Origin of the sequence: Aquisalimonas asiatica, from assembly GCF_900110585.1 — a bacterium.
GTDB lineage: Bacteria > Pseudomonadota > Gammaproteobacteria > Nitrococcales > Aquisalimonadaceae > Aquisalimonas > Aquisalimonas asiatica.
Window position 1 is genome coordinate 333,643 of the sequence record NZ_FOEG01000004.1, and the last position, 25,350, is coordinate 358,992.

Consider the following 25,350-nt stretch of genomic DNA (forward strand, 5'->3'; position numbering starts at 1 on the left):
ACCCGATGGCTGCGGTTGTCGTATCCTGTTGGGGTGTGACGACGTCCCTTAACCGCACTCGGGAGGCCAGCCTTGAGAACACGGCAGGGCACCAAGAAGCGCATCCTTGATGCCGCCGGCGAGCTCTTTCAGCGCAACGGGTTCAGCGGGTTCAGCTATCAGCACATCGCCAGTCAGCTTGGCGTCAAGAATGCCGCGATCCACTATCACTACCCCTCGAAGACGGACCTTGGTGTTGCGTTGATCCGCCGGTACCGGGCCAATTTCTCCTGGTGGACGGACCAGCTGGCCTCCCAGGGAGTGGACCCCGTGGCCCGCCTGGAGGCGTTCTTCGATCTGGAGGAGCGCTACCTGCGCGAGGGCAAGGTGTGCCCCCTGGGGGGGGTCGGGGTCGAGCACGCCGGCATCCCCGAACCCATGCGCCGGGAGACTGAAGTCTTCGTGGGCGAGCTGCTCGGGTGGCTCACGCGCGCTCTGGACGATGGCGCGCGCGACGGGGTGCTGACGTTCAGTGGCACGGCCAGTGGCAAGGCGCTCAGTCTGCTGACATCCCTCCAGGGCGGGCTGCAGGTGGCCCGAGTCGGCGGGTCCGGCGCGTTCCAGCGGATCGTGGAGCAGGTGCGCACGGAGCTTGGTCTGCCGCGGGAACGCACCGCGCGGCGGATGCCGGCGGCGGTCTGACGGCGCCGCCCCCGGAGCGGGCACGGTGTATGGTTCACGAACGGCGCCGCGGCCAGGGCTGTCGGCGCCTCCGGGTCGGGGGGCTTATGAAGTCGGACTGGTTTGCCGGACTGCAACGGGAGATCGCTGCGGTCGGCGACGTCGATCAGCTGGGTGCTGTCTGCGAACGGCTCTGTGAGCACCTGAAGGTGCCCTACTACTGCTTCGCCATGCGGTTGCCCACATCGTTCGTGGACCCCGCGCTGGTGGTGTTCGACAACTATCCGGAGCCGTTCCGCGATCTCTACGTGGAGCTGGAGGGCCTGAATATGGACCCCGTGCTGCTCGGCACCTACGAGCAGTCGGCGCCGGTCTACTGGGACGAAGTCTTCGCCGCGGTGTCGCCGGGCTCGGATCAGGCGCGGTTCGTCGAGGGTGCCGTGCGTGCACTGGGCCTGCTGTCCGGTGTCAGCTGCGGTTATCGCGGCGCGCGGGGGCAGTTCGCCGTCCTGTCCGTGGCCAGTCGGGATGACAGCGCCGGGTTACGGCGCTACCTCCGCGCCGTGGCGCCGCGTGTCATGCTCGCCGGCGCCTGCCTGCACGACTCCGCCACGCGGTTGCTGGTGGAGGATCCCGCCCAGGCCGTCACGCCGCGCGAGCGGGAATGCCTGCTCTGGTGCGCCGAGGGGAAGACGGCACGCGAGACGGGGGAACTCCTGTCCATCACGGAGCGCACGGTCACCTTTCACTTGCGCAATGCCAGCGCCAAGTTGCGGGTGAACAGCCGACAGCAGGCGGTTGCGCGCGCGGTCTCCCTGGGGATCATCGAGCCGCGGCCGGTCACCGTGCCGACCAATTGACCATTTCTGCGACGGATTTGGCGGCTCGCCGGAAACGGTGACGCTACCCTGACTGGCGCCGTTTTCCCGGGCCTGCATACAATGCTCGTCTCCCGGTGAAGTCAGTGCGCATCAATGAAAGGGAGACGCGTGCAGCAGCAATTACAGGAACATGTGAGTGGCGGAGGCGGGCGCATTGTCGCCACCCTGGCCGGTGCACTGGCGTTCGGGTTCCCGGGGGCGCTGGGCGGTCTGCTGGTGGGCTATGCCGGCGACGTCGGCCTGCGGCGCTGGATGGTCTCCGGCTGGCGCCTGCGCAAGCGCATGCCGGATCAGGTCCAGCGGCAGTACCTCACGGCCGCCTGTGCCGTCATGGGGCACGTTGCCAAGTCCGACGGGCGGGTCAGCGAGGCGGAGATTACCGTGGCGCGCCAGGTGTTCGAGGTGCTGGATCTGCACGGTGACCTGCGTCGGGAAGCCATTCAGCTGTTCGGTCGGGGCAAACGGCGGGATTTCCCGCTGACCTGGGTGCTGCGCCGTTTCAACCGGGTCTGCGGCGGCGAAGACGATCTGCTGCAGGCGTTTCTCGAATATCAGGCGGCCGTCGCCCAGGCGGACGGCCGGCCTGCGGGCGCACAACATGCCCTGCTGCTCCGGATTGCCCGGCGCCTTGGTTTCAACGAGCCGGAACTACGGCGGCTCATGCGTGGCCAGCGCGGCAGCGGTGCCGTACGCGCCATGCCCCAGAGCCCGTATCGGGTTCTCGGCGTGGCCGAGAGCGCCAGCACCGACCAGATCCGCCTGGCTTACCGCAAGCTCATCAGCCGCCATCACCCCGACCGCCTGCAGGCCCAGGGCTGTACCGAGGACGAGATTCGTGAAGGCGCCGGACGCACGCACGCGGCCCGGCGCGCTTACGACCAGATCCGGCGCCAGCGCGGGTTCTGACGTCCGGGGGCGCGGCGCCGGTTCAGCCCAGCAGGCCCAGCCGGCCACCGCTTGCCGCCGCCACCACAACCAGTCCGATGACCAGGTTGATGCCCACCAGCCGCCGCACGTTGGCGAGCGCTTCGGTGCCCCGCTGCCAGTCCTGGGTGTCCACCGCGCTGCGGAGCTGCTTGAACGGCAGGAAGAAGACCACCAGAAACAGCAGCGCCATGATCAGCCCGAGGCCGTGCATCACGTGCACGTGGGTGGGCCAGTCGCCCATGCTCTGGAACATGCCGAACCCGAGCCAGTAGCCGGTCAGCAGCACGATGACCACCGACTTCCAGACCCAGACAAAGAACTTGGCCAGTACCCGGCGCCACAGCATGAGTCGCTCCGGGGCCTCGAGCGTGGCGGCCGCCACCGGGCGCAGGATGACGTAGGCGAAGAACATGCCGCCGACCCAGATGACGGCGAACAGGACATGCAGCAGGCTTCCGATACTGATCACGCGGTATTCCTCCGACCGTTCGGCGATGACTCGACGGATGGCAGTGTAGCAGCCGGTGCCGGGCGCCGTAATCGGCCGGTGGCTCTGATGCGCCGCTTTCGGTACAGTCTTGCCACGCGACCCAGGGGGATGTGATCCATGCAGGACGACCGTATTGCGCCATCGATACTTGCGGCGGATTTCGCCCGCCTCGGTGAGGAAGTGGACGCCGTGCTGGCCGCCGGTGCGGACATGGTGCATTTCGATGTCATGGACAACCACTACGTGCCGAATCTCACCATCGGCCCCATGATCTGCCAGGCGCTGCGCAACCATGGCGTGACCGCCGAGATCGATGTGCACCTGATGGTCAAGCCCGTGGACCGGCTGATCCCGGACTTCGCCGCCGCGGGTGCCGACTGGATCACCTTCCACCCCGAGGCCACCGAGCACGTGGATCGCAGCCTGCAGCTGGTGCGCGACCAGGGCTGTCGCGCCGGGCTGGTGTTCAACCCGGCCACGCCGCTGGACTACCTCAAGTACGTCATGGACAAGGTGGACATGATTCTGCTGATGTCCGTGAACCCCGGTTTCGGCGGTCAGTCGTTCATCCCCGCCACACTGGACAAGCTGCGCGAGGCGCGGGCGCTCATCGACGCCAGCGGTCGGGACATCCGCCTGGAGGTGGACGGCGGCGTCAAGACCGAGAACATCCGCGCCGTGGCCGAGGCCGGCGCCGACACGTTCGTGGCCGGTTCGGCCATTTTCGGCCAGTCCGATTACCGCGCCGTGGTGGACGCCATGCGGCAGGAAATCGCGCAGGCGCGGGCATGATGCGGCAGGTGCAGGCACTGCTCTTCGATCTGGACGGCACGCTGGTGGACAGCGCCCCGGACATGGCCGTGGCCGTGGATCGCATGCTGGTCGACGTCGGCCTGGCCGCCGCCGGGGAGGACAGGGTCCGCGGCTGGGTCGGCAACGGTGCGCGCCGCCTGGTGATGCGCGCCCTCACCGGGCGGGTCGACGGCGAGCCTCCCGAGGCGGATGTCGATCACGCCCTGGCCCTGTTTCTTCGCTATTATGAAGAGCGCCTCAGTGTGCGCAGCCGGCTGTACCCCGGCACGCGCAGCGGGCTGGACCGCCTGCGGGCGGACGGGTATGGTCTGGCTTGTGTCACCAACAAACCCGAGCGGCTGGCCCGGCAGCTCCTGAGCGACCTGGGCCTGGACGACCTCCTGCCCGTGGTGGTCGGCGGCGACACGTTGACGGTGCGCAAGCCCGATCCGGCGCCGCTCCACCATGCCATGGCGGCACTGGCGGTGCCGGCCGAGCAGACGCTCATGGTCGGTGACTCCCGGGCCGATGTGGAGGCCGGGCGCAATGCCGGCACGGGCGTGGTCTGTGTTCCCTATGGCTACAGCCAGGGCGAGGATGTCAATGCGCTGGCCCCGGACGTGGTGGTGGCGAGTATCGAGGAACTCCACGGCTTCCTGCGCGGAGCCGCCTGAGCCAACGGCAGGATCATGACGAGTACACCAGTGATGCAGAGGGTGAGCGCGAACGCAACACGATGGCGTGGCTGAACGGGAGTGCCCCGCGCGATTCGTTGTGTCCACGTGTTTTCCATCATTGGTGAATCTGCATGAACAAGCAACAATTCCAGGAACTTGCCGACCGGGGCTATAACCGCATCCCGGTCATCCGTGAAGTGCTTGCGGACCTCGACACCCCGTTGAGCACCTACCTGAAGCTCGCCGAAGGCCCGTATTCGTTCCTGTTCGAGTCCGTTCAGGGCGGCGAGAAGTGGGGCCGTTATTCCATCATCGGACTGCCCTGCCGCACGGTGGTGCGCGTCCATCAGGGCCGTGTCACCGTCGAGCGTGACGGTGAACTGATCGAAGAGGCGCAGCCGGATGATCCGCTGGCGTGGCTGGAAGCGTTCCACGGCCGCCATGCCGTGCCTGCGCCGCCGGGGTACCCGCAGCTGCCCCGGTTCACCGGCGGCCTGGTGGGGTATTTCGGCTACGACACCATCCGCTACATCGAGCCGCGCCTGGCCGCGTGCGACAACCCCGACGCCCTTGACGTGCCGGACATCATGCTCATGGTCGCGGACGAGGTGCTGGTGTTCGACAACCTGGCCGGGCGCCTCTACCTGGTGGTGCATGCCGATCCGGCCGAGTTCGATGCCTGGGAGCGTGCGCAGGCGCGCCTGCAGTCGCTGGCGCGGACCATGCGTACCGCGGCCACGGGGTATCGGCCACAGCACGAGCCCCGCGAGGTCGGCGAGGCGGATTTCCGCTCCAACATGTCCCAGGCCGGGTTCGAAGCCGCCGTGGAACGGATCAAGCAGTACGTGATCGATGGCGACGCCATGCAGGTGGTCCCCTCCCAGCGCATGAGCACCGAGTACCGGGCCGAGCCGCTGGATCTCTATCGTGCCCTGCGCTGTACCAACCCGTCGCCGTACATGTTCTTTCTCAACCTCGGCGACATGTATGTCGCCGGGTCGTCGCCGGAGATCCTGGTCCGCGTTGAAGAGGGCGATGTCACCGTCAGGCCCCTGGCGGGCACGCGCAAGCGCGGTGGCAGCGAGGCGGAGGACCGGGCCCTGGAGGAGGAGCTGCTCGCCGACCCCAAGGAGCGCGCCGAGCACCTGATGCTCATCGATCTCGGGCGCAACGATGTGGGGCGTATCGCCGAGACGGGTACCGTGGAGGTGACCGATCAGATGACCATCGAGCGCTACTCCCACGTGATGCATATCGTCTCCAACGTCACCGGCCGCCTGAAGCCGGAGTTCAGTCCCATGGATGTGCTGCGGGCGACCTTTCCGGCCGGCACGCTGAGCGGTGCGCCCAAGATTCGCGCCATGGAGATCATCGACGAGGTGGAGCCGACCCGGCGCGGCGTGTACTCGGGGGCCGTGGGCTACTGGTCCTGGTCCGGCAACATGGACACGGCCATCGCCATCCGTACCGCGCTGGTGAAGGATCAGCAGGTGCATGTGCAGGCTGGCGCCGGTGTGGTGGCCGACTCCGTTCCCTCCGCGGAGTGGGAGGAGACCCTGAACAAGGCCCGGGCACTGATCCGGGCGGTGGCCATGGCCGAACGCGGCCTCGACGACTGAGGAGACGGTCATGCTGCTGATGATCGACAACTACGACTCCTTCACCTACAACCTCGTCCAGTACCTGGGTGAGCTGGGGGCCGAGGTGCGCGTCCACCGCAATGATGCGGTGGACCTGGAGACCATCGAGGCGCTGGCGCCCGAGCAGATCGTGCTCTCGCCGGGGCCGTGTACCCCCAACGAGGCGGGCATCTCCCTGGCGGTGGTGGAGCGCTTTGCCGGGCGCATTCCGCTGCTCGGCGTGTGTCTCGGCCACCAGGCCATCGGCCAGGCGTTCGGCGGGCACGTGGTGCACGCCGGTCAGGTGATGCACGGCAAGACGTCGCCGGTGCACCATCGGGACCTGGGCGTGTTCCGGGGGTTGAGCAACCCGATGACCGCAACGCGTTACCACTCCCTGGTGGTGGATCAGCACCGGCTGCCCGACTGCCTGGAAGTGACCGCCTGGACCGAGAACCCGGACGGCTCCGTGGAAGAGATCATGGGGCTGCGCCACCGGAGCCTGGACGTGGAAGGGGTCCAGTTCCACCCGGAGTCCATTCTCACGGCCGACGGACATGCGCTGCTGCGCAATTTCCTGGACCGTTCATCCCCCGGCGGCAAGGCCGCCTGAGCCCGAGGAGCGCGGAACATGGACATGAAAGAAGCCCTGCGCGCGGTGACCGAGCGGCGAGACCTGAGCCGCGACGAGATGACCGACGTCATGCGCCTGATCATGACCGGCGAGGCCACCCAGGCGCAGATCGGCGGGTTTCTCGTCGGCCTGCGGATGAAGGGCGAGACCATCGACGAGATCGCGGCCGCCGCGGGCGTGATGCGTGGTCTGGCCACCCATGTGGACGTGGATACCGAGCATCTGGTCGACACCTGCGGGACGGGGGGCGATGCGGCCGGAACCTTCAACGTGTCCACGGCGACGGCGTTCGTGGTGGCGGCCGGGGGCGGGCGCGTGGCCAAGCATGGCAATCGCTCCGTCTCCAGCGCCTCGGGCAGTGCGGATCTGCTGGAGGCGGCGGGCGCCAACCTGGAGTTGAGCCCCGAACAGGTTGCCCGCTGCATCGAAACGGTTGGTGTGGGCTTTCTGTTCGCCCCGGCGCATCACTCGGCCATGAAACACGCGGTGGGGCCGCGTCGGGAGATGGGCGTTCGGACCCTGTTCAACGTGCTCGGCCCGCTCACCAACCCCGCCGGTGCGCCGCACCAGCTGCTGGGCGTCTACGCCCCCGAGTGGGTGCGGCCGCTGGCCGAGGTGCTGCTGCAGCTGGGCAGCGAGCGCGTGCTGGTGGTCAACGCCGAGGACGGCCTCGACGAAATCAGCATTGCCGCACCCACCCGCGTCGCCGAGGCGGACGGCGATACGGTGATCGAGTACACCATCACGCCGGAGGACTTCGGCCTGGAGCGCGCTCCCCTGGAGTCGGTGCGGGTGAGTGATGCGGCCGGCAGCCTGGCGATGATCCAGCGGGCCTTTGCCGGCGAACCCGGCCCCGCCGCCGATCTCATCGCCATGAACGCGGGCGCGGCCATTTACGCCGCCGAGCTGGCCGAGACCCTGGAAGCGGGGGTGGAGCAGGCCCGGGCCATTCTCTCCAGCGGTGCGGCGGCGGACCGGCTGAACGACTTCGTGGCGTTCACCCGGCGGGTGGACTGAGCCTGACCGACAGTACAGGGTGAATCGATGAGTGACACACCGGACGTTCTCAAGCGGATCCTGGCTCGCAAGGCCGAAGAGGTGGCGAGCAACAGCCAGGCGATGGATGTGCAGAGCCTTCGCCACGAGGCGGGGGTCGGTTCTGAGCCCCGGGGCTTTCTGCGCGCCCTGCGCGCCGAGGCGGAGGCCGGGCGTGCCGGCGTGATCGCCGAGGTCAAGAAGGCGTCCCCGAGCAAGGGGCTGATCCGGGAAGGGTTCGATCCCGAGGCCATTGCCAGGAGTTACGCGGCCGGTGGCGCCACCTGCCTGTCCGTGCTCACGGACCAGGACTTCTTCAAGGGGCACAACCTCGACCTGCGGATCGCCCGCGCCGCCTGCGACCTCCCGGTGCTGCGCAAGGACTTCATCATCGACCCCTTCCAGGTGTGGGAGTCCCGGGTGCTCGGTGCCGACTGCATCCTGCTCATTGCCGCGGCGCTCAGTGATGCGCGGCTGGAGGAACTCTACCGCCTTGCCCGCAGCATCGGCATGGACGTGCTCGTGGAAGTGCACACGGCCGACGAGCTGGAGCGGGCGCTGGCGCTGGAGCCGGAGCTGCTCGGGATCAACAACCGCGACCTGCATACCTTTGAAACCGATCTGCAGACGACCATCCGTCTGCTGGAGCGGGTGCCGGCGGGGACCTTTCTGGTCACGGAAAGCGGCTTCAGCACCCGGGAGGAAGTCGAGTACATGCTGGAGCAGGGTGTGCAGGGCTTTCTCATCGGCGAAGCGTTCATGCGCGCCAGCGACCCCGGCGAGCGGCTTCACGCGATGTTCCGGTAAAACCCCGGCCAGGCCCGGGGGTCAGCGGGTGTTGAACACCACCATGGTCTTGCCGGACACCGAGATCAGCTCCCGCTCTTCCAGGTCCTTCAGCACCCGGCCCACCATCTCCCGCGAGCAGCCGACGATACGCCCGAGCTCCTGGCGGGTGATGCGGATCTGCATGCCGTCGGGGTGGGTCATGGCGTCGGGCTCCCGGCACAGGTCCAGCAGCGTGCGCGCCACCCGGCCGGTGACATCCAGAAAGGCGAGATCGCCCACCTTGCGGCTGGTCCGGCGCAGGCGTTCGGCCATCTGCCCGGCGAGAAAGAAGACGATCTCGGGGTCTTCCGCCGCCACCTGGTGAAAACGGGCGTAGCTGATCTCTGCCACTTCGCAGGGGGTGCGGGTGCGTACCCAGGCGCTGCGTGTCGTCTCCTGGCCGAACAGCCCCAGCTCGCCGAAGAAGTCGCCGGCGTTGAGGTAGGCCAGCACGATCTCGTGCCCGTTCTCGTCCTCGATCACGACGCTCACGGAGCCTTCCGTGATGTAGTAGAGCGCGTCCGGCTGGTCGCCTGCGTAGATGATGCCGGTCTTGCTGGGGTAGCGGCGGCGGTGGCAGTGCCGCAGTAGGTTATCGATCGACCAGTTTGTTTTTCTCATGGGATCAGCCGCGCTCATGCATGCACCTTTGCGTGTTGCGTCCGGGGCGGCCACGGACCACATCCCTGGCTGTCATTCCCCCCATCGGTCCCGAGTATACCGAACCAGGCCGCATCACCAACCCCCCCGTCCACTCAACCCTGTGTCCCCACGGACGTTTTACCCATCCAGGCCATCCGTCTATAATGCCGCGGCCACGCGCGCGGCGCGTGGCAACCAGGCGACACAGGAGCAGGTCCATGCGGGCAACGGTAAAGTGGGTCGGTGACGCGGCCTTCGACGGCACGGCCGGCAGCGGGCATACGGTGCGCATGGACGGCCCGCCGGATCTCGGCGGCCAGGACTCCGGCGTGCGGCCCATGGAGATGCTGTTGCTGGGGCTTGGCGGCTGCAGCGCGTTCGATGTGGTGCACATCCTGCAGCGCGGGCGTCATCCGGTCAGCGATTGTGTGGTGGAAATCGAGGCCGAGCGCGCCGAAACGCCGCCCAAGGTGTTCACGCGCATTCACATGCACTACCGGGTCAGTGGCGACGGGCTGAAGGATGCCGCGGTACGGCGTGCGGTTGACCTCTCGGCGGAGAAGTACTGCTCCGCGTCCATCATGCTCGCCCAGGTGGCGGAACTCTCCCACGATTACGAGGTCGTCGGGACCTGACGGAAGAGTATCGGGGGCGGCCGGCAGGGCTGCCCGGAAATTCAGAAAGACGTCCTGCGGGATGCCTCTCGACCATGTTTCGGAGGACGGGCTCTTGGTCCAGTCGGATTCCCTGAGGCTGCACGGTTTCAACAATCTCACGAAATCGCTCAGCTTCAACATTTACGATGTCTGCTATGCCCGGGATGCCCAGCAGCGTCAGCGGTATATCGAGTATATCGATGAGGTCTACAACGCCGAACGGCTGACCCAGATTCTCACCCAGGTGGCGAACATCATCGGCGCGAACATTCTCAACATCGCGCGCCAGGACTACGAGCCCCAGGGCGCCAGTGTGACCCTGCTCATCTCCGAGGAAGAGGAGATCGAGGGTGCCGAAGTGGGCAGCGCGGCCCCGGGGCCCCTGCCGGACACGGTGCTCGCACACCTGGACAAGAGCCACATCACGGTGCACACGTATCCGGAGACGCACCCGGATCACGGTATCAGCACCTTCCGGGCGGATATCGACGTCTCCACCTGCGGGGTCATCTCGCCGCTGAAGGCGCTGAACTTCCTGATCCATTCGTTCGATTCCGATATCGTGACCATGGATTACCGGGTGCGTGGTTTCACCCGGGACGTGGAAGGGCACAAGCACTTCATCGATCACGAGATCAATTCGATCCAGAATTATCTCTCGGATGACACCAAGGCGCAGTATCACCTGATTGACGTCAACGTCTATCAGGAGCACATGTTCCACACCAAGATGCTGCTCAAGGAACCCAAGCTGTCGAACTACCTGTTCGGGGAGTCGGCCGCGGATTTCTCCGAGGAGGACCGGCAGCAGATCCGCATGCAGCTGCGCCGGGAGATGGCGGAGATCTTCTACGGCCGCAACCTGCAGCCGGGGCAGGAAGTCTCCCTGGGTCTGGAGTTCCGCTGATGCGGTCACAGCGTGCGAGGGCATAATGGGTTACTATCAGCGCCACGTGTTTGTCTGTACCAACAGCCGCGAACCGGGCAAGGACTGCTGCGCGGCCGATGGTGCCGCTGATGACGCCCGCGGTTATCTCAAGGACCGGGTGCGTGAGCAGGGCATGAACGGTGCCGGCCAGGTGCGTGTGAGCGGCTCGGGTTGCCTGGGCCGCTGCGCTGACGGGCCGGTCATCGTGATCTACCCCGAGGCGACGTGGTATACCTATGTCGACCGGGACGACCTGGACGAGATTGTCGATCGACACCTGGGTGGCGGCGAAATCGTCTCGAGACTGCTTATCGACCCCGACTGATCGACGCGCGTCATTCGCGGCTTGAACCCGTCGGGGGATTTGGTTACTATCTGCGCCCTTCTTAACAGGACGACGGCGCTCGGAGTGAGTGTGCATGAAGACCTTTAGCGCGAAACCGGCTGAAGTTGAACGCGACTGGTTTGTCGTGGATGCCGACGGCAAAACCCTCGGCCGCCTTGCCACTGAAGTGGCCCGGCGCCTGCGCGGCAAGCATAAGCCGGAATACACGCCGCACGTGGATACCGGCGACTACATCGTTGTGGTCAACGCCGACAAGATCAAGGTGACCGGCAACAAGGCCACCGACAAGATGTACTATCGCCACACCGGTTTCCCGGGCAACCTGCGCAGCAGGACGTTCGAGAAGCAGCATGCCGAGAAGCCGGAATCCGTGGTGGAGATTGCGGTCAAGGGCATGCTCCCGCGCAACCGCCTGGGCCGTGCGATGGCCAAGAAACTGAAGGTCTACGCGGGTCCGGAGCACCGGCACAACGCGCAGCAGCCCAAGCCGCTGGAGCTCTAAGCCCGCGGAACCAACGATCGGACGGGAACGGCAATGGCAGAAGAGCAGTATTACGGAACCGGTCGCCGCAAGACCTCGCGGGCGCGGGTGTTCCTGCGCCGCGGCAGCGGTGAGATTCGCGTCAACGGGCGCACGCTGGAAGAGTACTTCGGCCGCGAGACTGCCCAGATGGTGGTGCGTCAGCCGCTGGAGCTCGTGGACGCCCTGGACAAGTTCGACATCAACGTCACCGTCGCCGGCGGCGGCGGCAGTGGTCAGGCGGGTGCGGTGCGCCACGGCCTGACCCGCGCGCTGATCAATTACGACGAAGAGCTGCGCGGTCCGCTGCGCAAGGCCGGCTTCGTCACCCGTGACAGCCGTATGGTGGAGCGGAAGAAGATCGGCCTGCACAAGGCCCGCCGCGCCACGCAGTACAGCAAGCGCTGATCGCGAGACCTGTTTATTGGGGGATCGTCTAGCGGTAGGACTACGGACTCTGACTCCGTCAACCCAGGTTCGAATCCTGGTCCCCCAGCCATTTCAAAATCAGGTAGTTACGGAAGATCGAGGCCATGGATGGCCTGCCTGAGTAAGCAAATGGTAAGCAACCCGCCTCGTTGCCTTCCCTGTCATCACCAACGACAGGAGAGCAAGCAATGCGTACCTTTCACGACTGGCGTCATCACTACGGGCTATCCGACAACGCGGATAGCCGCCGCGAGTACTCCGAGTACTGCGAAGCCCTCCAGGCCCTACAAGCTGCCAGCGAGCGCACGGGGGTGGACCATGACTGATTCCACCGGACTCTACGCAATCGGCATCACCGGCGGCTCCCTGGAGGGATACGACTTTACCGGCGTCTACGCGGTCGTCTTTGACCCTGATAAGCCGGTACTCCGTGGGGATATGGTGGCCGTCTGGCCGGCTGGACGGGAGCAGCCCAACGTGATGATGGCCGTTACCGCCATGCCGCCGGCAGACCTCAAGGATGATGACACCTTTGCTCGGGCGATCCTGCTCAAAGGCCGAGGGGTCACAGTGTCGGAAGCCCTGTGCGACCTTGATGCCGTGCACGCGGCCACCGGGTATATGGACCACTCCGGCGCGGTCCATCCGTTGGAAGGCATCGCCGTGGCGTAGGCATGAACACGCCCACCGCGCCCCGCTGCGGCGGGGCTTTTTCGTTTACGCGCGATAATCGTCCATTATCGCGCGTAAACGTCCCTGCGTTCAGGCCGCCGCTTTGCCGTCCAGCGAGAACGGGCCCTCGACCCGCACACCGTTGGCATCCACAACACCGGTATCAAAAGTATCCGACGGGTAGGCCACCCACCCGATGGCGCCGGTGCGCATGGCATGCCCCTGGTTCTCCAGCATGGCCCTGTGGAACCGGGGCACGCGCTGTCCGCGCTCGGCCTGTTCGGAGTAGCGGACCAGGTGCTTGAAGCCCGGCGCAGACTCGCACGGTGCGGGCTCCATGCCGTGCTTCGTCTCTACTCTCTGTGGACGGAAGCCGTTGTCCAGGTCGAACAGGTAAGCCAGACACCGGCCTTCTGAGCGGGACCAGCCGACATGCCAGATACGCATCGCTGTCATGTACGGCATGTTGTGCTGGATCGCCTTTACGACACTCTCGTCGACGTCCGCTGGCAGATCGGATAAATCCCCGTCCCTCCAGCGGATGAATGCCTGGAGCTCGTCAGCGGTCTGCTCCGCCGTGTCGGTCACATCACCGGGCCCGAGCCGATCCACGCACGCCTCGCCCCATAGGGCGACGGGGTACGCCAGGCCCACGCCACCGACGAGCATGTGCCGGTCGGGGAAGGCGCGGACCTTGGGCACCTCTCCCCGTGGTTCCGGGTGCCAAACGAGGCCGGGCTTGCTTGTGTCCTGGTGCCAGGTCGCCCTATCTTGCGTGAGCCAGGCACGCTCCGGCGTGACGGTCACAACGAGGTTGCTCATGCGGCAAGGCCTCCGAGATGGACCTGGGTTGCACAGATACCGAATGCGCCGGCGAATCCGACGCTTCCCGTGCCGAAGGCCGTGGCCGCGGCGATTGCGGATCCTGCTACGACTGGTGGCATATCAGTTGCTCCTCTCGGGTGGTTGATCGTGGATCCCGGCGGCCTGGAGCATGCGCTCATGGAGTGCTGCCAGCACCTTGCGGGTTTTCACTTCATCATCCGCGAGCGCGCTCACACTGGCGCCCACGGCCATAGCCATCACAGCCACGCCGTCACCGGCGTGGAGGCCGCGGCTGTCCAGATACCGGCATAGTGCCTGCGCTTCTGCCCGCAGATCCCTTTCTCCACTCATAGCCGGCTGCGCCCCCGGCGCCGTTGGCGGTCCTGGATCGCCCGGATGGTGTCCTGTTTGATGCGCTCGGCTTCGCGGCGCAGGCTCCGAGCCGCTCCCTCGTCGGCGCCCCTCGCGTCAATGCTCATCGTGACGTGGAACGTATCGCCCATACCGCGCTTGGTGTGATCGATCACGGTCTCCCGCGGGTGCAGGATGGCCGGGAACCCGCCCATGCCATCGAGGCCCCCGGAGCGCGGGGCGTCACCGGTGTATCCGCCGCCGGCAAAGCTGCGGGGAGTCGAGGCCCCGACGCCCTGGAAGGCGCCGCCACCAGCGCCTATGCCCGAGAAGGCGTTGGCGAGGCTTCCCACCAGGGGCTCTGTGACCATCATCCGCAGCATGACCCGCTGGACGTCCTCCATCGCGGAGCTGGCCACGTCGCGCCAGTTCTCGAAGTCGATAATGCTGTCCTCCAGGGCGCTGGAGAATGTCATCTGCAGGCTGCGGGCATGCTGGTTCGTCGCATTCGTGGTTTCCGCGAGCTGCTGCTCCGCCTGCTCAAGCCCCCGGTTGAACTCCTCCTGGCTGATGAGGCCCTCACCGTGGAGGCGCTGAAGGCGGGCGACGGATTCCCCGTAGGCTTCCTGCGGGGTCTGGATCTGGCGCAGGAGGCGGTCACGCTCCTGCAGTAGTTCGTTCTGCCGACGCTCCCGCTCGTTGGCCTGTTCGCCGGTGAGGTCCACGCTCTCCATGTCGGGGCGTGCGCTGGTGAAATTCTCCTCCGGCAGCGCCGCGCGGTCGGGGGAGCGTCGCCGCACGTCGGGAACCACGGTGCCGCTGGCAAGGTCTCGGGTGATCTGCAGGCGGCGCTCCAGCTGGCGGACCAGTTCCCGCTGCTGGTCGACGGCGCCCGGGTCGAAGAACCCACCGCCACCGGTTTCCTCCATGGCCTGAAGCTCGGAGCGCGCATCTCGCAGGAGCCCCACCAGTTCACCAACGTCGTCAGTGGGTGCGTCGGCGCCGCCAAGAAGCGCGAGGCGGCCAGGCAGCGTCGCGGGGGATACCGAGAGCAGGGACTGCCACTGCACATCGAAGTCGCGCAGGGCGTGGTTCGCCTCAAGCACGGCCCCCATGACGTTCATGCGAATGGTGTCACCCAGCTGCCGGAACTCGCGCTCGGTATCCGAGGCGGAATCGATCAGCTCGTCTCGCAGAATGCGGTTCGTATCGTGGAGCGACTCGATGACACCGCGCAGCGCTTGCTCACCCTGGCCCAGGGCGCCGGCAAGCTGCGGACCTGCTGTCTCGCCGAAGATATCGGACGCCGCGGCGGCGCGGTCGGATTCGTCGTCGATGCCTGCAAGGGCCGAGATCGCCTGTTGAAGGGCCGGCCCCGTGCCCTGCTCAAGGGTGATGTTCAGCTCTTCGAGCGTGTCGCGGGCCTGGCCGGTGCCCTGGCGGGCCTGGCCGAACCGGCGGTTAAAGCGGCGCAGAGCGCCGGCGGTGACCGACTCTGCGACGTTGCCGAGGTCCTCGAACCCCTTCGTCAGCTCCTGGTACTGCTCCGCCCCGAGGCCGGCCGTGTCGGCTGCGTCCTGAATGTCGGCGCCAGAGGCGATCATCTGCTGACTCATGCGGGCCAGCATGCTGACACCGCCGACGCCGGCGAGGGGGCCGATGACGCGCCGCAGGGTGCCCAGCGATGACGCCCACGTCTGGAACCGGGAGTTCGTCACGTCGGTCGCCTGGCCCGTGTGCCGGATCTGGGTCTGCAGGCGCCGCGCCTCACGCTCGGTTGTGCGCATTGACTGGACGGCGCCGCGGTGATTACCGGTCAGCTGGACACCGAAGCGGATGTTACGCGTCATGGCTGCTTACCTCAGGCTGCGTCGCGCTCCAGGAACGCCACATACCCACGGGTTCCGGAGCCCCCCTCGGAAGGAACAACCTGCTTCAGCGTCCAGCCATCGTTGGCGGCATCAATGAGCGGTTGCTCATCAACCGGCGTGTCGGCGGAGTCAGTTCCGGTGCGCAGGCCCAAGTAAACTGTCTTGTATTCCATAATTGCCTCCAGTGATCGAGTAAAGTACCGCCAGTGCGGCCGGGCCACGTGGTGTCGAGGTTTCGCCACTGCCCGGTGTCGGGGTTATTCCTGCCGGGACACTCGCCGACTTGTCCCGCTGTCCCTGCCACATGATTGGTCCGAATCCCTCTCGGCATGCGTGCAATGCCACCCCTAATGCTGCGTCCCGCCCGGCGTGTTCAGGCGGGCATAGATCGGTTCCGGGTCAGGCATCTGGCCCTGCTTGCGTTTGCCGCCGGTGCGGGCAGGCTTCCCGTTCATCTGCTCGTAGATCTTCTTCGTCTTGATGCTCATTCAATCACCTCCAGAACCGTCCTCGGGTCAGCATCGGGGCGGCGCGGAATGGTGATTCCAGCCTCCTCGGCCGACGTGATGATGCGCTCCTCGCTGATCTCAAGATCGAGGATCTCGCGGTCGATCTTCTCGGCCTTTTCACCCCGCTGATCCAGCGGAAGGCCCGGTTCATAGCCGGGGGCATTGACGGCCGCCTGAATCAGCTTCTCCCGAATCTCCTCGCGGAAAAGGGCCGCGAGCGCTGGACCCATATCGAGGTTCCCGTTCGACTTGGTGAGGATCGAGAGTGGCGGATCCCCGCGACCATCCGACGACGCGAACTGAGTGGCACGCTCGGGCAGGTAGAACTCCGACGCATTCTCCTCCAGCCACGCGTCAATGCGGGATTCCACCTCTTTACGCGGCAGGGGTGCGTTCAACACCTGGTCCTTCTTCTCCGAGAGATCCCGAATCTGAGACCGGATACCCTCCACCTCCTGGTGAAGCTGATCTGCGGCCGAGTCGATGCGAGAGCGCGCCTCCTCAACCTGGCTTACTGCCTTCGTTTTCGCAGCCATGTCAGTAATCCTCCGCTTCCCAACCAAGATGCTCGACTGCGTATTCCTCCAGCCGATCAGCGAGCCGCCGCTGGCGCTTTGATTGCTCGCTCTTCTCCTGCCATTCGCGATAGGCAGCATCCTTGGACAGCACACGCCCGCGACACCGATCCAGCTCTCTGAGCTGCTGCCGGCGCCCCTGGACACCCGGAGACTCCTCTTCGTAGCCTCGCGACCTCAGATCACTTAGGAGCTCACCGACGCGACGAATCTGCGCGTCGACCTTCTCCAAATCAGAGCCATCGATATGGTCGAACCCCGTCATTTCCGGGATCCGGCTCACCGTCTTATCGACGGAGTAATGCCGGTCCAAGAAAACGTCGTGTTGGCTATTCGCCAGCTTGGCGGCCGCCTCGGCATCCCGTCGGATCTTCAGAAGCTTCTCTTCGTTGAACATTGCAGTACCTCCTGACCTCTATTGAACACCGACCGCTTTGCAATGAAACCGGAGGTTTCACTGCAAAATGCGCATCAGGCCCCAGCGCGATTCCGGCAGCTTCTCGCCGGTGCGCGCCGCCTTGTGGATGTAGCGCTTGACCGCTGGCGCATCGCCAGGGGGTTCGTCCAGGTCGCGCCAGCGCTTCGCCGTGGCCTCGAGGTAGCGCAGCACCTGACTTTCGAGGGCCACAGCACGTGCCCACTTGGTCGAACCGTCGACTTCGCCCGCGGCGAGTCGCAGCCACGCATCACGCCGGCGCCGTGCGATCGTTCGCCAGGCCGGGTCCGCTCCGTTCCCGGGGGCGTGGACCTCCAGGGCACGCTCCAGCGGCTCGCCGCGGAGATGCCGGATAACGCCCTCGCGCAGCCAGTCGCGCACGTCCGCCGGGAGCGGTTGCTCGCTGGCGAGGGCGCGTTCCAGGGCTTGGAGGCGATCCGCTGTCATGCCGTGCGCTTCGCTCGCTCGGCCAGGACCCGAACGACGAGTGCCGTGGCCTCCGCCTTCTTGGCGCCGGCCCGCCTGGCCAGGTCGATGGCCGCCGGATACCAAACGGACTCAGGTTCGTCGCACAGCATCCAGGCATCGAGGTAGTTCCAGACGACAACCCCAGCCGGCGGGAGATCATCGACGCCGGCCGCCTTGGCTCGCTCGCTGCCGTAGAACCAGTGCATGCAAACCGGCCCGTCGTACAGGTTTGGCCGGCCGCGCCCCTGGGACCGGTAGGGCATTCCCCTTCGCTGAAACGCTCCGATGGTGGTCCGGTCCACGTCGAGGAGCTCGGCGAGCTCGTGCTGGTTCAGCTGCTTATTCATCGATCGCCTCCCGACCAGTAGTGGTGGTGGGCCCGGAAACCGGGAAAAGTTGTCGAAATCCGGGGATCGAACTACCCCCGGTGGACCCGGATCGGGCTGGGGGCCCGCCGCATTCGTTGCTGCGGGCCAGCTCTGCCACCCAAGGCGTGACCGCCCTAGGGGCGCCAGTGGTGCAGTGCACTGGCAGCCCCGTAGGGGCAAGGGTCTGCACCACTGCACCACTCCCGTCATACGGGCGTTTCAGCCGGTTCACCCCAGCTGCACCACTGCACCACTTAAACCCGCGCCACGCCGGGCTATAACTGGTGTAGTGGTGCAGTTGCACCGCTTTGCACCACTGCACCGCTGCACCACTTCCACGCCGCTTCATCACTCATCCCCCGGCTTCAGGTGCAGGTCATGGCCGCCACCTCGGGTGTCGCGTGGCCGCTCTAGCAGCTCACCTTCCTCAACAGCCCGACGCAGGCTCGTCCACACCGCTCGCTGACCAGCTCCCATCACGCCTTCCTGTCCGCCGTAGGTGTCCCGGATATGGCGTGCGCTCATGGGGCCATGACGGCGAAGGAGTGCCTTTGTGGCCGTTACGACACGGTCATACCGTTCATCGGCCCGCTGCTGTTTCGCCTCGGCGTGGTGCTCGTGCAACTCGGTAGGGGCCAAGACACCGCCGTCCAGGCGCTCCAGCCACATGCCGTCCCATGGCTCGCAGTAGTTCGCCGCCGGTGTGGTGAAACGCACGTACCGGGGTGCATCTTCCTCCTGGAGGCCGTATCGTTTCGCGTCCGCCTTGCGCAGCTTCTGCATGAGCCCGATCCACCGGGCGCCGTCCACCAGCCCCGACGCGCCTCGAACCGCCTCCTGTCCGGCGTCTTCGTCCAGGGCGGCCGCCTTGCGGGTGTGGTGCGGCAACAGAACCGTAGCGCCTGTGTGCTTGCGGATGTGCTCGGCGGTCTCGATCACGCGTGTGGCGTCGTCGCTGGCATTGGGCTCACCACCGTCGAAGCGCGCCAGCGGGTCCAGGACAATCAGGACCGGCCCGGGTAGCTCGTTGGCTGTGGCGATCACCCGATCCGCCATCGGTGTGCGGATGAGCTCCCGCTCTACCCGCCGGGTCAGCAGGTTGTCGGAGCCGACGCGGTCCAGTACGTGCAGCCGCTCGGCGATGAGTTCCTCCGCGGCCTCGGTCCATTCGCCATCAGCCTGGAGCTGGCGCTGTATCGCCCGCAGGCGTCGCCACACCTCGTTGCGGTCATCTTCGGCAGAGAGGATCAGGACCGAGCCGGTATGATCGATCTCCATGCCGAGCCACGGCAGCCCACTGGTTGCGCTAACGGCCAGTTGCAGCACTGCCATGGATTTACCGGTCTTGCCCGCAGCGGCCAGAAGGCCCACCACCCCGAGAGGAAGGCGATTCTTCACCAACCAGTCACGTGCAGGCGGATCCGCCTCGAGCATGTGCGCCACGCTCGCCTGCGACAGGTCGAAGGGCTCGGGGCCAGCGTGGGCCGCCGGGTCGACAGGGCGAAGGTGAATAGGTGTCTCGCTCATGCAGCCACCCCCTTCGCGTTCACCGCGTCGTTCCAGTCGGAGCCCTGGCTCGGGTCAATCTCGGGTATCGCCACTAGAGCGTCGGCAGCGAGCGCGGCCTCGCGGGCCTTACGGCGTCCTGTATCGTCGGCATCGCCGCAGATGATGATGCGTGCCCCGGGCCAGCGCCGGCGGCACTCAACAGCTACGGGCATGATGTTCCCGGCATCCAGGGCAGCGAGCACCAGAGCCTGCGGCTCCATCGTCGTCAGCGTCATGCCGGTGGCCCAGCCCTCGCAGATGAGGATGCGGTCTGCACCGCGCCGGCCTGCCACCGGGATCACACAACCCTGTTTCCGGCCGCCGCGGATGAATCGCTTGCTGCCGTCCGGGCCAATGAACTGCAGGCTCCATAGGCGGCCATCCAGGTCCACCAGCGGGAGCACCAGCCTCGGGCCCAGCTGCCGGGCGTGACCGGCCGTGATGGCCTTGGCGTGCAGGTACGGGTGCGCGGGATCGGCGTGCCGGGCCTGGCGCCATAGACTGCGGGCACGATCAGCGGCCTGTGCGCGTTTCTGGGCTTCGTCCGCCTCCCGCTGCAAGCGCACCTGCCGGCGCCGCTCGCGGTCCGCTTCCGTCTCCGCAACAGTGCGCGTGCGGTTGCTCCCTCGCCAGTCGCACCGCCAGCAAAGCCAGCACGCCGAGCCGTCCACCTCGACCAGAACCGATAGTGCCCGGTCGCTTCGGCCACGGTCACACCGCGGGCATGGCATTCGGTGGCGTCCGGGTCGATCCGGGATGGCCGGTGCATCTGTCCCCGCGCTATACTGGTGGCCGAGTGCTTGCCCTTGCTCTCGTCCAGCGCCTCCGGTTGCCGCCAAGCTCGCCGGGGGCGTTGCTCGTTTCACTGGTCGCATTCGCGACATCCCCCCATCAGTTGCAACCTCATGGCGCGGAGTTCCGCGGTTCTCAGCAGCGTCTCGCCTGCGACTGAGCGCACCGTGAGGCGACCGGCCAGGATCGCCGGCTGGATCACATCCAGCGGCAAGCCGTACAGGCGCGGGACGGCGGAGATGGTCACCCATTCGCTGGCGTTGAAGGGGCGGGCGTCCATCAGGCCGCCTCCCCGGTCGTGCTGTCGCATGCGGTCTGCGCAATCCATTCATCCAGGTCGGCGCGGTCGTAACGGACCGCCCGCCCGAACTTGTGAAAGCGCGGTCCGTCGCCCGACCACCGCCAGCGGCTCAGAGTGTTGGGGGAGAGGTTCAGGTAGGCTGCGGCCTGCGCCGTGGTGAGAGACTTGCCCTCATACGCCTGCCGCAGAAGTTCGCGGGAATCGTCGGTCATTGCTGTTCGCCCTCAGTCGTGTGACTTCGTGAGCCAGATGCGTTGATCTAACTCTCGGGCGAACTTATGTAATTGCTTTGCGGGTGAAAATTGGCGACAGCATGACACGCTGTCGCCACCCTTGGATTATTCGTTGGAGTGCTGTTGCCAATACCGCAGCGACATCGCTGCGAATTCTCGCCGTGCGTTGTACTCGGGGCGCTCGCGCCAACGACGAATCGTGTCCCGGCTGACGCCCAAGTCATCGGCGAGCGCCTTGACGGATAACGGGGAGCCAGCGGCGTCCGCTTCACCGTCGCGGCGCGAAGCCTCAATGAACCCGGGCCGGTCCCGTACCCCGGCCGGCAAGCGAAGCCGCTGGGTGAGGTCGGCCGCCGGCTTTTGCTCTACCAGCTCTAGCGCTTCAAACGTCAGCTCCATCAGCTCCGTAGGTGGCTGGTAACGGTGCCTACGGCAGTACGCCTGCAGCACATAGGCCCATTGCTTTATGTGCTCAGGGACTCGTGATTCCCGCCTTTGGTGATCAACTTTCTGGCGCTCGTTATCCAGCTCCCGGAGAAGGCGGCATGCAATGGCCTCCACGCCGTGAGTCTGCACATACTGCCTTAGCTCCCCACCGATACCATCCGGGCCGTGGAGCAAAGAGGGTATGGTGCTGTCACGGTTCATCCGCGGCCCTCCATGCTGACGATATTATCGGCCTCGTAGGCGAGGCGTTGCCGGTCGATGAAGTCGGCAATCCGCTGCGCGTGGTCGCGGTACTGCGTCATGTCCGTTGTGTCGTAGCTCTCCATGCGTACCGCGAGCGCCTGGAAGGCTTCGCCCTTGCGGTTGCTCAGCAGCTCCACCACCAGAGGATCGACCGCAGCGGCTTGGGGGCCGCACACATCAACGAACGTGCGTCGGAGATCGTGGGCGCTCACCTGACACTCGGCGGCCTCGTTGGCTCGCACCAGTCCGTCGCGGATCTCCGAGATATACCCTGACTTGCTTTTGCCCGGGAAGACGTAGTCTGTGCCGTCACCGAGCTTCTGCACGTCCTCAAGGATGGTCACGGCCTGCGATGCCAGCGGGAACGTCCGGGGTGTCCGATGCTTCGTGTCGGGGACGTGGATGGTGCCGGCGTCGAGATCAACCTCGCTCCACTGGCGCGGGAGAACATCGGCCTTACGCAGTCCGGTCAGCATCAGCAGAGACGCCGCAGCGGCCTTGATGCGCACACCAAGGAACTCGGCCGGATCAGTGCGTGTTACTTCCAGGGCAGAGTAGAAGGCGCCGATCCGATCCAGCGGCACCCGAGTCTTGCGGCCGGCAACGTCGCCGCGGTAATGGCCGGCGTCGTGGATGACCGTTGCCGGGTTCATGGCTATCACGGTGCCTTGGTGACGCCTGACAACGTAGTTCAGGATCCCCGAAAGGACACGCATCGCCTGGTTGCCCTGCGCCTGCGAGCGGTCGGCGAGCTTCTTGTAGCGCGTGGCGACGTGGTCGGGGGTGATGCGGTTGACGGGGCGGTCCGCCCAGTCGGAGAACGACACCTTCAGGTGCCGTCGAATATCGGCCTTGGTCCGCTCTGCCAGGGGCTTGCCGTCCGACTTGCGGCGCTTGTTGGCGATGTAATCCTCTGCCGCCTGTCGCAGCGTCAGCCCCGATAGCTCTGTGTGGCGTTGTTCCTCGACGGGGTCGATGCCATCAGCCATTTTCCCGAGTGCCGTCTTCGCCCGGTTGCGTGCCTTCTCGGTGGTGAGCGTGCCGTCTTTGATGGGGGCACCATGCCGGCCGATGGTGATGCGCCGGCTCTTGCGCTTCACACGCCCTTGGACGATGTAGGAGCGGGTGCCGGCGGCGGTGACGCGCAGACCAAAGCCTGTGAGTTCGGTATCCCAGTAGAGTGCGGTGCCTGATTCGGGGACGCGTTTGTCGCTCTCGACGCTGGTCTTGGTGAGCTTCAGGTGGCTGCCTTCTGCCATGGTCGGGGTCCGTTTTGTAAGCACATTGTAAGCAGGTTAGAGAATACTGCATCTAAAAACAACGGACTCAGTGAGCAATAAGCCATTGACTTATCGCAGTTGAGGTGCTTACATCTATCTCAGGGAAAGGCAACGCGGCGGACTCTGACTCCGTCAACCCAGGTTCGAATCCTGGTCCCCCAGCCAACAGTGGAAAGGGCCCCTTATCGGGGCCCTTTTTTTGTTCGACACCCGGCACCTCCGCGGCGCCCTGCGAACCACGGCCAACGTAGGCCCGTAGGGCGGACCTTCAGGTCCGCCACCATCATCAGCAATCGCCCCCCGTGGTATCGTTCCCGGCATGGATTTCATCCGCTACAACGGCTGCAACACCCTGAGCTTCCGGCAGCTGGACGCGCTGAACGGTCTGCCCAAGGGCAGCACGTTCCGGCTGTTCAAGCGGTGTGCGGGACTGCAGGAGGGAGAGGACTACGTCTACCTGGCGGCCGGGGAGGCGCCGGAGGCCATTGCCCGGTGGCGGGAGGCAGGGTTGATCTATCCGACGACGGTGAACGTGGTGCTGATCACCGAGGCCGGCTACCGGAAGCTGCAGGCCGCCCGGAGCTGACGCCCCGGGTGCGGCCTGCGGTCACATCGTCGGTCAGAGGTCCAGATCGCGGTCCGTGACGGCGCCGTGGCTCGCCGAGGAGACCAGCTTGGCGTACTTGGCGAGAACCCCCCGGCGGTAGCGCGGTTCCGGCTTCTGCCAGCGCTTGCGGCGCTCCTCGAGCTCGGCGTCGGAGACGTTGAGCTGGAGCAGGTTGCGGTCGGCATCGATGGTGATACTGTCGCCCTCCTCCACCAGGCCGATGGTGCCGCCCACGTAGGCCTCGGGCGCCACGTGACCCACCACCATGCCGTAGGTGCCGCCGGAGAAGCGGCCGTCGGTGATGAGCCCCACGTCGTCGCCAAGCCCCGCGCCGATGATCGCCGACGTGGGCGAGAGCATCTCGCGCATGCCTGGGCCGCCCTTGGGCCCTTCGTAGCGGATGACCAGCACGTCGCCCGCCTTGATCTCGTTGTTGACGATGGCCTCCATGCTCTCCTCTTCCGAGTTGAAGACCCGTGCCGGCCCGGTGATGGACGTCTTCTTCAGCCCGGTGATCTTGGCCACACCGCCTTCCTCGGCGAGATTCCCCTTCAGCACCGCCAGGTGGCCCTGCCTGTACAGCGGCGCCTCCATGGAGCGGATGATGTCCTGGTCCGCGGGAGCGGTGGCCGGGATTTCCGCCAGCAGCTCGGCGATGGTCTGACCGGTGATGGTCAGGCAGTCGCCGTGGATGAGTCCCGCTTCCAGCAGCATCTTCATCACCACCGGCGTGCCACCCACGGCGTGGAACTGGCTGGTGACGTAGGCTCCCGAGGGTTTCAGGTCGCAGAGCACCGGCACCTTGCGGCGGATGGCTTCGACATCGTCGATGGAGAAGTCCACTTCGGCGGCGTTGGCGATGGCCAGCAGGTGCAGGACCGCGTTGGTGGAGCCGCCCAGCGCCATGGTTACCGCGAAGGCGTTCTCGAACGCCTTGCGGGTCATGATATCCCGGGGTTTGCGGTCGGCGCGGATGGCCTCCAGCAGGACTTCGGCGGAGCGCGCGGCCGAGTCGCCCTTTTCCTTGTCCACGGCGGACTGGGTGGAGGAGCCCATCAGGCTCATGCCCATGGCCTCGAAGGCGCTGGACATGGTGTTGGCGGTGAACATGCCGCCGCAGGAGCCGGCGCCGGGGCAGGCGTTCTTCTCCACGCCGGCCAGGTCCTCGTCGCTGAGATTGCCGGCGGAGTACTGACCCACCGCCTCGAACACGCTGACGATGGTGAGGTCTTCGCCCTTGTAGTTGCCCGGCTTGATGGTGCCACCGTAGACGAAGATGCCGGGGACGTTGATGCGGGCGAGCGCAATCATGGCACCGGGCATGTTCTTGTCGCAGCCGCCGGTGGCGAGAATGCCGTCCATGCTCTGGCCCTGGACCACCGTTTCGATGGAGTCGGCAATCACCTCGCGGGAGACCAGCGAGTACTTCATGCCCTCGGTGCCCATGGAGATGCCGTCGGAGATGGTGATGGTGCCGAATGTCTGCGGCATGGCACCGGCGTCACGCAGGGCCGATTCCGCCCGTTCGGCCAGGGCGCCGATGCCCACATTGCAGGGCGTGATCGTGCTGTGGGCATTACCGACGCCGACAATCGGCTTGTCGAAATCGTCATCGTTGAAGCCCACCGCGCGCAGCATGGCGCGGTTCGGGGCGCGCTTGAAACCCTGCGTGACCGCCTTGCTCCGATTGTTGTCTGCCATCTCCCGCTCCCTTCGTCTGGTTCGCGTGTTACCGGAAAACTGCCGTGCGCGGGGCGCCG

At 66.1% G+C, this 25,350-nt stretch carries 35 protein-coding genes and 1 tRNA gene; 18 read left to right on the top strand and 18 right to left on the bottom strand.

Annotation, left to right across the window (positions count from 1 at the left end):
- Nucleotides 1–72: 72 nt before the first annotated feature.
- The 3 genes from BMZ02_RS11445 (at nt 73) to djlA (ending at nt 2,447) form a co-directional block, all read left to right on the top strand.
- Complete coding sequence (locus tag BMZ02_RS11445; protein WP_091643772.1) at nt 73–681, top strand: TetR/AcrR family transcriptional regulator; 609 nt, start codon at nt 73–75, stop codon at nt 679–681.
- A gap of 86 nt (nt 682–767) precedes the next feature.
- On the top strand, nt 768–1,520 hold the full coding sequence (locus BMZ02_RS11450) for a helix-turn-helix transcriptional regulator (RefSeq protein ID WP_171909906.1): 753 nt from the start codon (nt 768–770) through the stop codon (nt 1,518–1,520).
- A gap of 129 nt (nt 1,521–1,649) precedes the next feature.
- Nucleotides 1,650–2,447 (top strand): co-chaperone DjlA, encoded by a 798-nt coding sequence (djlA, locus tag BMZ02_RS11455; RefSeq protein WP_171909907.1) that lies wholly within the window; start codon nt 1,650–1,652, stop codon nt 2,445–2,447.
- A 22-nt stretch (nt 2,448–2,469) separates the two neighbouring features.
- Here the strand turns inward: djlA and BMZ02_RS11460 are convergent, their stop codons facing one another.
- Entirely contained in the window at nt 2,470–2,937 is a 468-nt protein-coding gene (locus BMZ02_RS11460) for a CopD family protein (RefSeq protein WP_245754017.1), read from the bottom strand.
- A 138-nt stretch (nt 2,938–3,075) separates the two neighbouring features.
- Here BMZ02_RS11460 and rpe point away from each other — a divergent pair, with 138 nt between their 5' ends.
- The 6 genes from rpe (at nt 3,076) to trpC (ending at nt 8,522) form a co-directional block, all read left to right on the top strand.
- A complete protein-coding gene (gene rpe / locus BMZ02_RS11465; RefSeq protein ID WP_091643780.1) occupies nt 3,076–3,750 on the top strand; it encodes a ribulose-phosphate 3-epimerase in 675 nt (224 codons plus the stop codon).
- Nucleotides 3,747–4,424, top strand: a complete 678-nt coding sequence (locus BMZ02_RS11470; RefSeq protein WP_342707942.1) for a phosphoglycolate phosphatase — start codon at nt 3,747–3,749, stop codon at nt 4,422–4,424. The genes rpe and BMZ02_RS11470 overlap by 4 nt, the downstream gene beginning before the upstream one ends.
- A gap of 134 nt (nt 4,425–4,558) precedes the next feature.
- A complete protein-coding gene (gene trpE / locus BMZ02_RS11475; protein ID WP_091643783.1) occupies nt 4,559–6,046 on the top strand; it encodes an anthranilate synthase component I in 1,488 nt (495 codons plus the stop codon).
- A 10-nt stretch (nt 6,047–6,056) separates the two neighbouring features.
- Nucleotides 6,057–6,659: an anthranilate synthase component II gene (locus tag BMZ02_RS11480; RefSeq protein ID WP_091643785.1), complete on the top strand. Its 603-nt coding sequence runs from the start codon at nt 6,057–6,059 to the stop codon at nt 6,657–6,659.
- 18 nt (nt 6,660–6,677) lie between these two features.
- Nucleotides 6,678–7,697, top strand: coding sequence for an anthranilate phosphoribosyltransferase (gene trpD, locus BMZ02_RS11485; protein WP_091643788.1), 1,020 nt, complete (start codon nt 6,678–6,680; stop codon nt 7,695–7,697).
- A 27-nt stretch (nt 7,698–7,724) separates the two neighbouring features.
- Nucleotides 7,725–8,522 (top strand): indole-3-glycerol phosphate synthase TrpC, encoded by a 798-nt coding sequence (gene trpC / locus BMZ02_RS11490; RefSeq protein ID WP_091643790.1) that lies wholly within the window; start codon nt 7,725–7,727, stop codon nt 8,520–8,522.
- Nucleotides 8,523–8,543: 21 nt separating this feature from the next.
- Here the strand turns inward: trpC and crp are convergent, their stop codons facing one another.
- On the bottom strand, nt 8,544–9,164 hold the full coding sequence (crp, locus tag BMZ02_RS11495; RefSeq protein ID WP_216110817.1) for a cAMP-activated global transcriptional regulator CRP: 621 nt from the start codon (nt 9,162–9,164) through the stop codon (nt 8,544–8,546).
- A gap of 239 nt (nt 9,165–9,403) precedes the next feature.
- On the opposite strand from crp, the gene BMZ02_RS11500 reads away from it, so the two are divergent.
- The 8 genes from BMZ02_RS11500 to BMZ02_RS11530 all read left to right on the top strand — a co-directional run bounded on the left by BMZ02_RS11500 (nt 9,404) and on the right by BMZ02_RS11530 (nt 12,736).
- Nucleotides 9,404–9,820 carry an OsmC family protein gene (locus BMZ02_RS11500; RefSeq protein ID WP_091643795.1) on the top strand — a complete coding sequence of 139 codons (417 nt, stop codon included), beginning with the start codon at nt 9,404–9,406 and terminating at the stop codon, nt 9,818–9,820.
- Between the two features lie 94 nt (nt 9,821–9,914).
- Nucleotides 9,915–10,748 (top strand): adenosylmethionine decarboxylase, encoded by an 834-nt coding sequence (gene speD, locus BMZ02_RS11505; protein WP_425425079.1) that lies wholly within the window; start codon nt 9,915–9,917, stop codon nt 10,746–10,748.
- Between the two features lie 25 nt (nt 10,749–10,773).
- Complete coding sequence (locus BMZ02_RS11510) at nt 10,774–11,094, top strand: (2Fe-2S) ferredoxin domain-containing protein (RefSeq protein ID WP_091643800.1); 321 nt, start codon at nt 10,774–10,776, stop codon at nt 11,092–11,094.
- A gap of 94 nt (nt 11,095–11,188) precedes the next feature.
- Nucleotides 11,189–11,617: a 50S ribosomal protein L13 gene (gene rplM, locus BMZ02_RS11515; protein WP_091643803.1), complete on the top strand. Its 429-nt coding sequence runs from the start codon at nt 11,189–11,191 to the stop codon at nt 11,615–11,617.
- Nucleotides 11,618–11,650: 33 nt separating this feature from the next.
- Complete coding sequence (gene rpsI, locus BMZ02_RS11520) at nt 11,651–12,043, top strand: 30S ribosomal protein S9 (protein ID WP_091643806.1); 393 nt, start codon at nt 11,651–11,653, stop codon at nt 12,041–12,043.
- A gap of 17 nt (nt 12,044–12,060) precedes the next feature.
- Nucleotides 12,061–12,134: transfer RNA gene (locus tag BMZ02_RS11525), tRNA-Gln, on the top strand.
- 118 nt (nt 12,135–12,252) lie between these two features.
- Nucleotides 12,253–12,390, top strand: coding sequence for a hypothetical protein (locus BMZ02_RS19020; RefSeq protein ID WP_171909908.1), 138 nt, complete (start codon nt 12,253–12,255; stop codon nt 12,388–12,390).
- Nucleotides 12,383–12,736, top strand: coding sequence for a hypothetical protein (locus BMZ02_RS11530; RefSeq protein ID WP_091643809.1), 354 nt, complete (start codon nt 12,383–12,385; stop codon nt 12,734–12,736). The genes BMZ02_RS19020 and BMZ02_RS11530 overlap by 8 nt, the downstream gene beginning before the upstream one ends.
- Before the next feature lie 90 nt (nt 12,737–12,826).
- Here the strand turns inward: BMZ02_RS11530 and BMZ02_RS11535 are convergent, their stop codons facing one another.
- From BMZ02_RS11535 to BMZ02_RS11595, 15 genes are all read right to left on the bottom strand, one after another.
- Complete coding sequence (locus tag BMZ02_RS11535) at nt 12,827–13,558, bottom strand: hypothetical protein (protein WP_091643811.1); 732 nt, start codon at nt 13,556–13,558, stop codon at nt 12,827–12,829.
- 123 nt (nt 13,559–13,681) lie between these two features.
- Nucleotides 13,682–13,912: a hypothetical protein gene (locus BMZ02_RS11540; protein WP_091643814.1), complete on the bottom strand. Its 231-nt coding sequence runs from the start codon at nt 13,910–13,912 to the stop codon at nt 13,682–13,684.
- The gene (locus tag BMZ02_RS11545) at nt 13,909–15,762 is read right to left on the bottom strand and encodes a phage tail tape measure protein (protein ID WP_091643817.1); all 1,854 of its coding nucleotides are present in this window, start codon (nt 15,760–15,762) and stop codon (nt 13,909–13,911) included. The genes BMZ02_RS11540 and BMZ02_RS11545 overlap by 4 nt, the downstream gene beginning before the upstream one ends.
- 11 nt (nt 15,763–15,773) lie before the next feature.
- Nucleotides 15,774–15,956, bottom strand: coding sequence for a DUF4177 domain-containing protein (locus tag BMZ02_RS11550; protein WP_091643820.1), 183 nt, complete (start codon nt 15,954–15,956; stop codon nt 15,774–15,776).
- Nucleotides 15,957–16,130: 174 nt separating this feature from the next.
- Nucleotides 16,131–16,271, bottom strand: coding sequence for a hypothetical protein (locus tag BMZ02_RS19025; RefSeq protein WP_171909909.1), 141 nt, complete (start codon nt 16,269–16,271; stop codon nt 16,131–16,133).
- The gene (locus BMZ02_RS11555; protein ID WP_091643823.1) at nt 16,268–16,828 is read right to left on the bottom strand and encodes a hypothetical protein; all 561 of its coding nucleotides are present in this window, start codon (nt 16,826–16,828) and stop codon (nt 16,268–16,270) included. Before BMZ02_RS11555 ends, BMZ02_RS19025 begins: the two co-directional genes overlap by 4 nt.
- A gap of 1 nt (nt 16,829) precedes the next feature.
- Nucleotides 16,830–17,264, bottom strand: a complete 435-nt coding sequence (locus tag BMZ02_RS11560; protein ID WP_091643825.1) for a hypothetical protein — start codon at nt 17,262–17,264, stop codon at nt 16,830–16,832.
- 57 nt (nt 17,265–17,321) lie between these two features.
- Nucleotides 17,322–17,750: a hypothetical protein gene (locus BMZ02_RS11565; protein ID WP_091643828.1), complete on the bottom strand. Its 429-nt coding sequence runs from the start codon at nt 17,748–17,750 to the stop codon at nt 17,322–17,324.
- A complete protein-coding gene (locus BMZ02_RS11570) occupies nt 17,747–18,118 on the bottom strand; it encodes a hypothetical protein (protein WP_091643831.1) in 372 nt (123 codons plus the stop codon). Before BMZ02_RS11570 ends, BMZ02_RS11565 begins: the two co-directional genes overlap by 4 nt.
- A gap of 369 nt (nt 18,119–18,487) precedes the next feature.
- The gene (locus BMZ02_RS11575; RefSeq protein WP_091643833.1) at nt 18,488–19,666 is read right to left on the bottom strand and encodes a helicase RepA family protein; all 1,179 of its coding nucleotides are present in this window, start codon (nt 19,664–19,666) and stop codon (nt 18,488–18,490) included.
- Nucleotides 19,663–20,418 carry a toprim domain-containing protein gene (locus BMZ02_RS11580; protein WP_171909910.1) on the bottom strand — a complete coding sequence of 252 codons (756 nt, stop codon included), beginning with the start codon at nt 20,416–20,418 and terminating at the stop codon, nt 19,663–19,665. The genes BMZ02_RS11575 and BMZ02_RS11580 overlap by 4 nt, the downstream gene beginning before the upstream one ends.
- Nucleotides 20,419–20,549: 131 nt before the next feature.
- The gene (locus BMZ02_RS19030; RefSeq protein ID WP_171909911.1) at nt 20,550–20,759 is read right to left on the bottom strand and encodes a hypothetical protein; all 210 of its coding nucleotides are present in this window, start codon (nt 20,757–20,759) and stop codon (nt 20,550–20,552) included.
- Complete coding sequence (locus tag BMZ02_RS11585) at nt 20,759–20,992, bottom strand: helix-turn-helix domain-containing protein (RefSeq protein ID WP_091643839.1); 234 nt, start codon at nt 20,990–20,992, stop codon at nt 20,759–20,761. The genes BMZ02_RS19030 and BMZ02_RS11585 overlap by 1 nt, the downstream gene beginning before the upstream one ends.
- Before the next feature lie 126 nt (nt 20,993–21,118).
- Nucleotides 21,119–21,661 (bottom strand): hypothetical protein, encoded by a 543-nt coding sequence (locus BMZ02_RS11590; protein ID WP_091643841.1) that lies wholly within the window; start codon nt 21,659–21,661, stop codon nt 21,119–21,121.
- Nucleotides 21,658–22,962 carry a tyrosine-type recombinase/integrase gene (locus tag BMZ02_RS11595; protein WP_091643844.1) on the bottom strand — a complete coding sequence of 435 codons (1,305 nt, stop codon included), beginning with the start codon at nt 22,960–22,962 and terminating at the stop codon, nt 21,658–21,660. Before BMZ02_RS11595 ends, BMZ02_RS11590 begins: the two co-directional genes overlap by 4 nt.
- A 340-nt stretch (nt 22,963–23,302) precedes the next feature.
- Here BMZ02_RS11595 and BMZ02_RS11600 point away from each other — a divergent pair, with 340 nt between their 5' ends.
- Nucleotides 23,303–23,569 (top strand): hypothetical protein, encoded by a 267-nt coding sequence (locus BMZ02_RS11600; protein ID WP_091643846.1) that lies wholly within the window; start codon nt 23,303–23,305, stop codon nt 23,567–23,569.
- A gap of 33 nt (nt 23,570–23,602) precedes the next feature.
- On the opposite strand, the gene ilvD is transcribed toward BMZ02_RS11600, so the two are convergent.
- Nucleotides 23,603–25,291, bottom strand: coding sequence for a dihydroxy-acid dehydratase (gene ilvD / locus BMZ02_RS11605; RefSeq protein ID WP_091643848.1), 1,689 nt, complete (start codon nt 25,289–25,291; stop codon nt 23,603–23,605).
- Between the last annotated feature and the right edge of the window lie 59 nt (nt 25,292–25,350).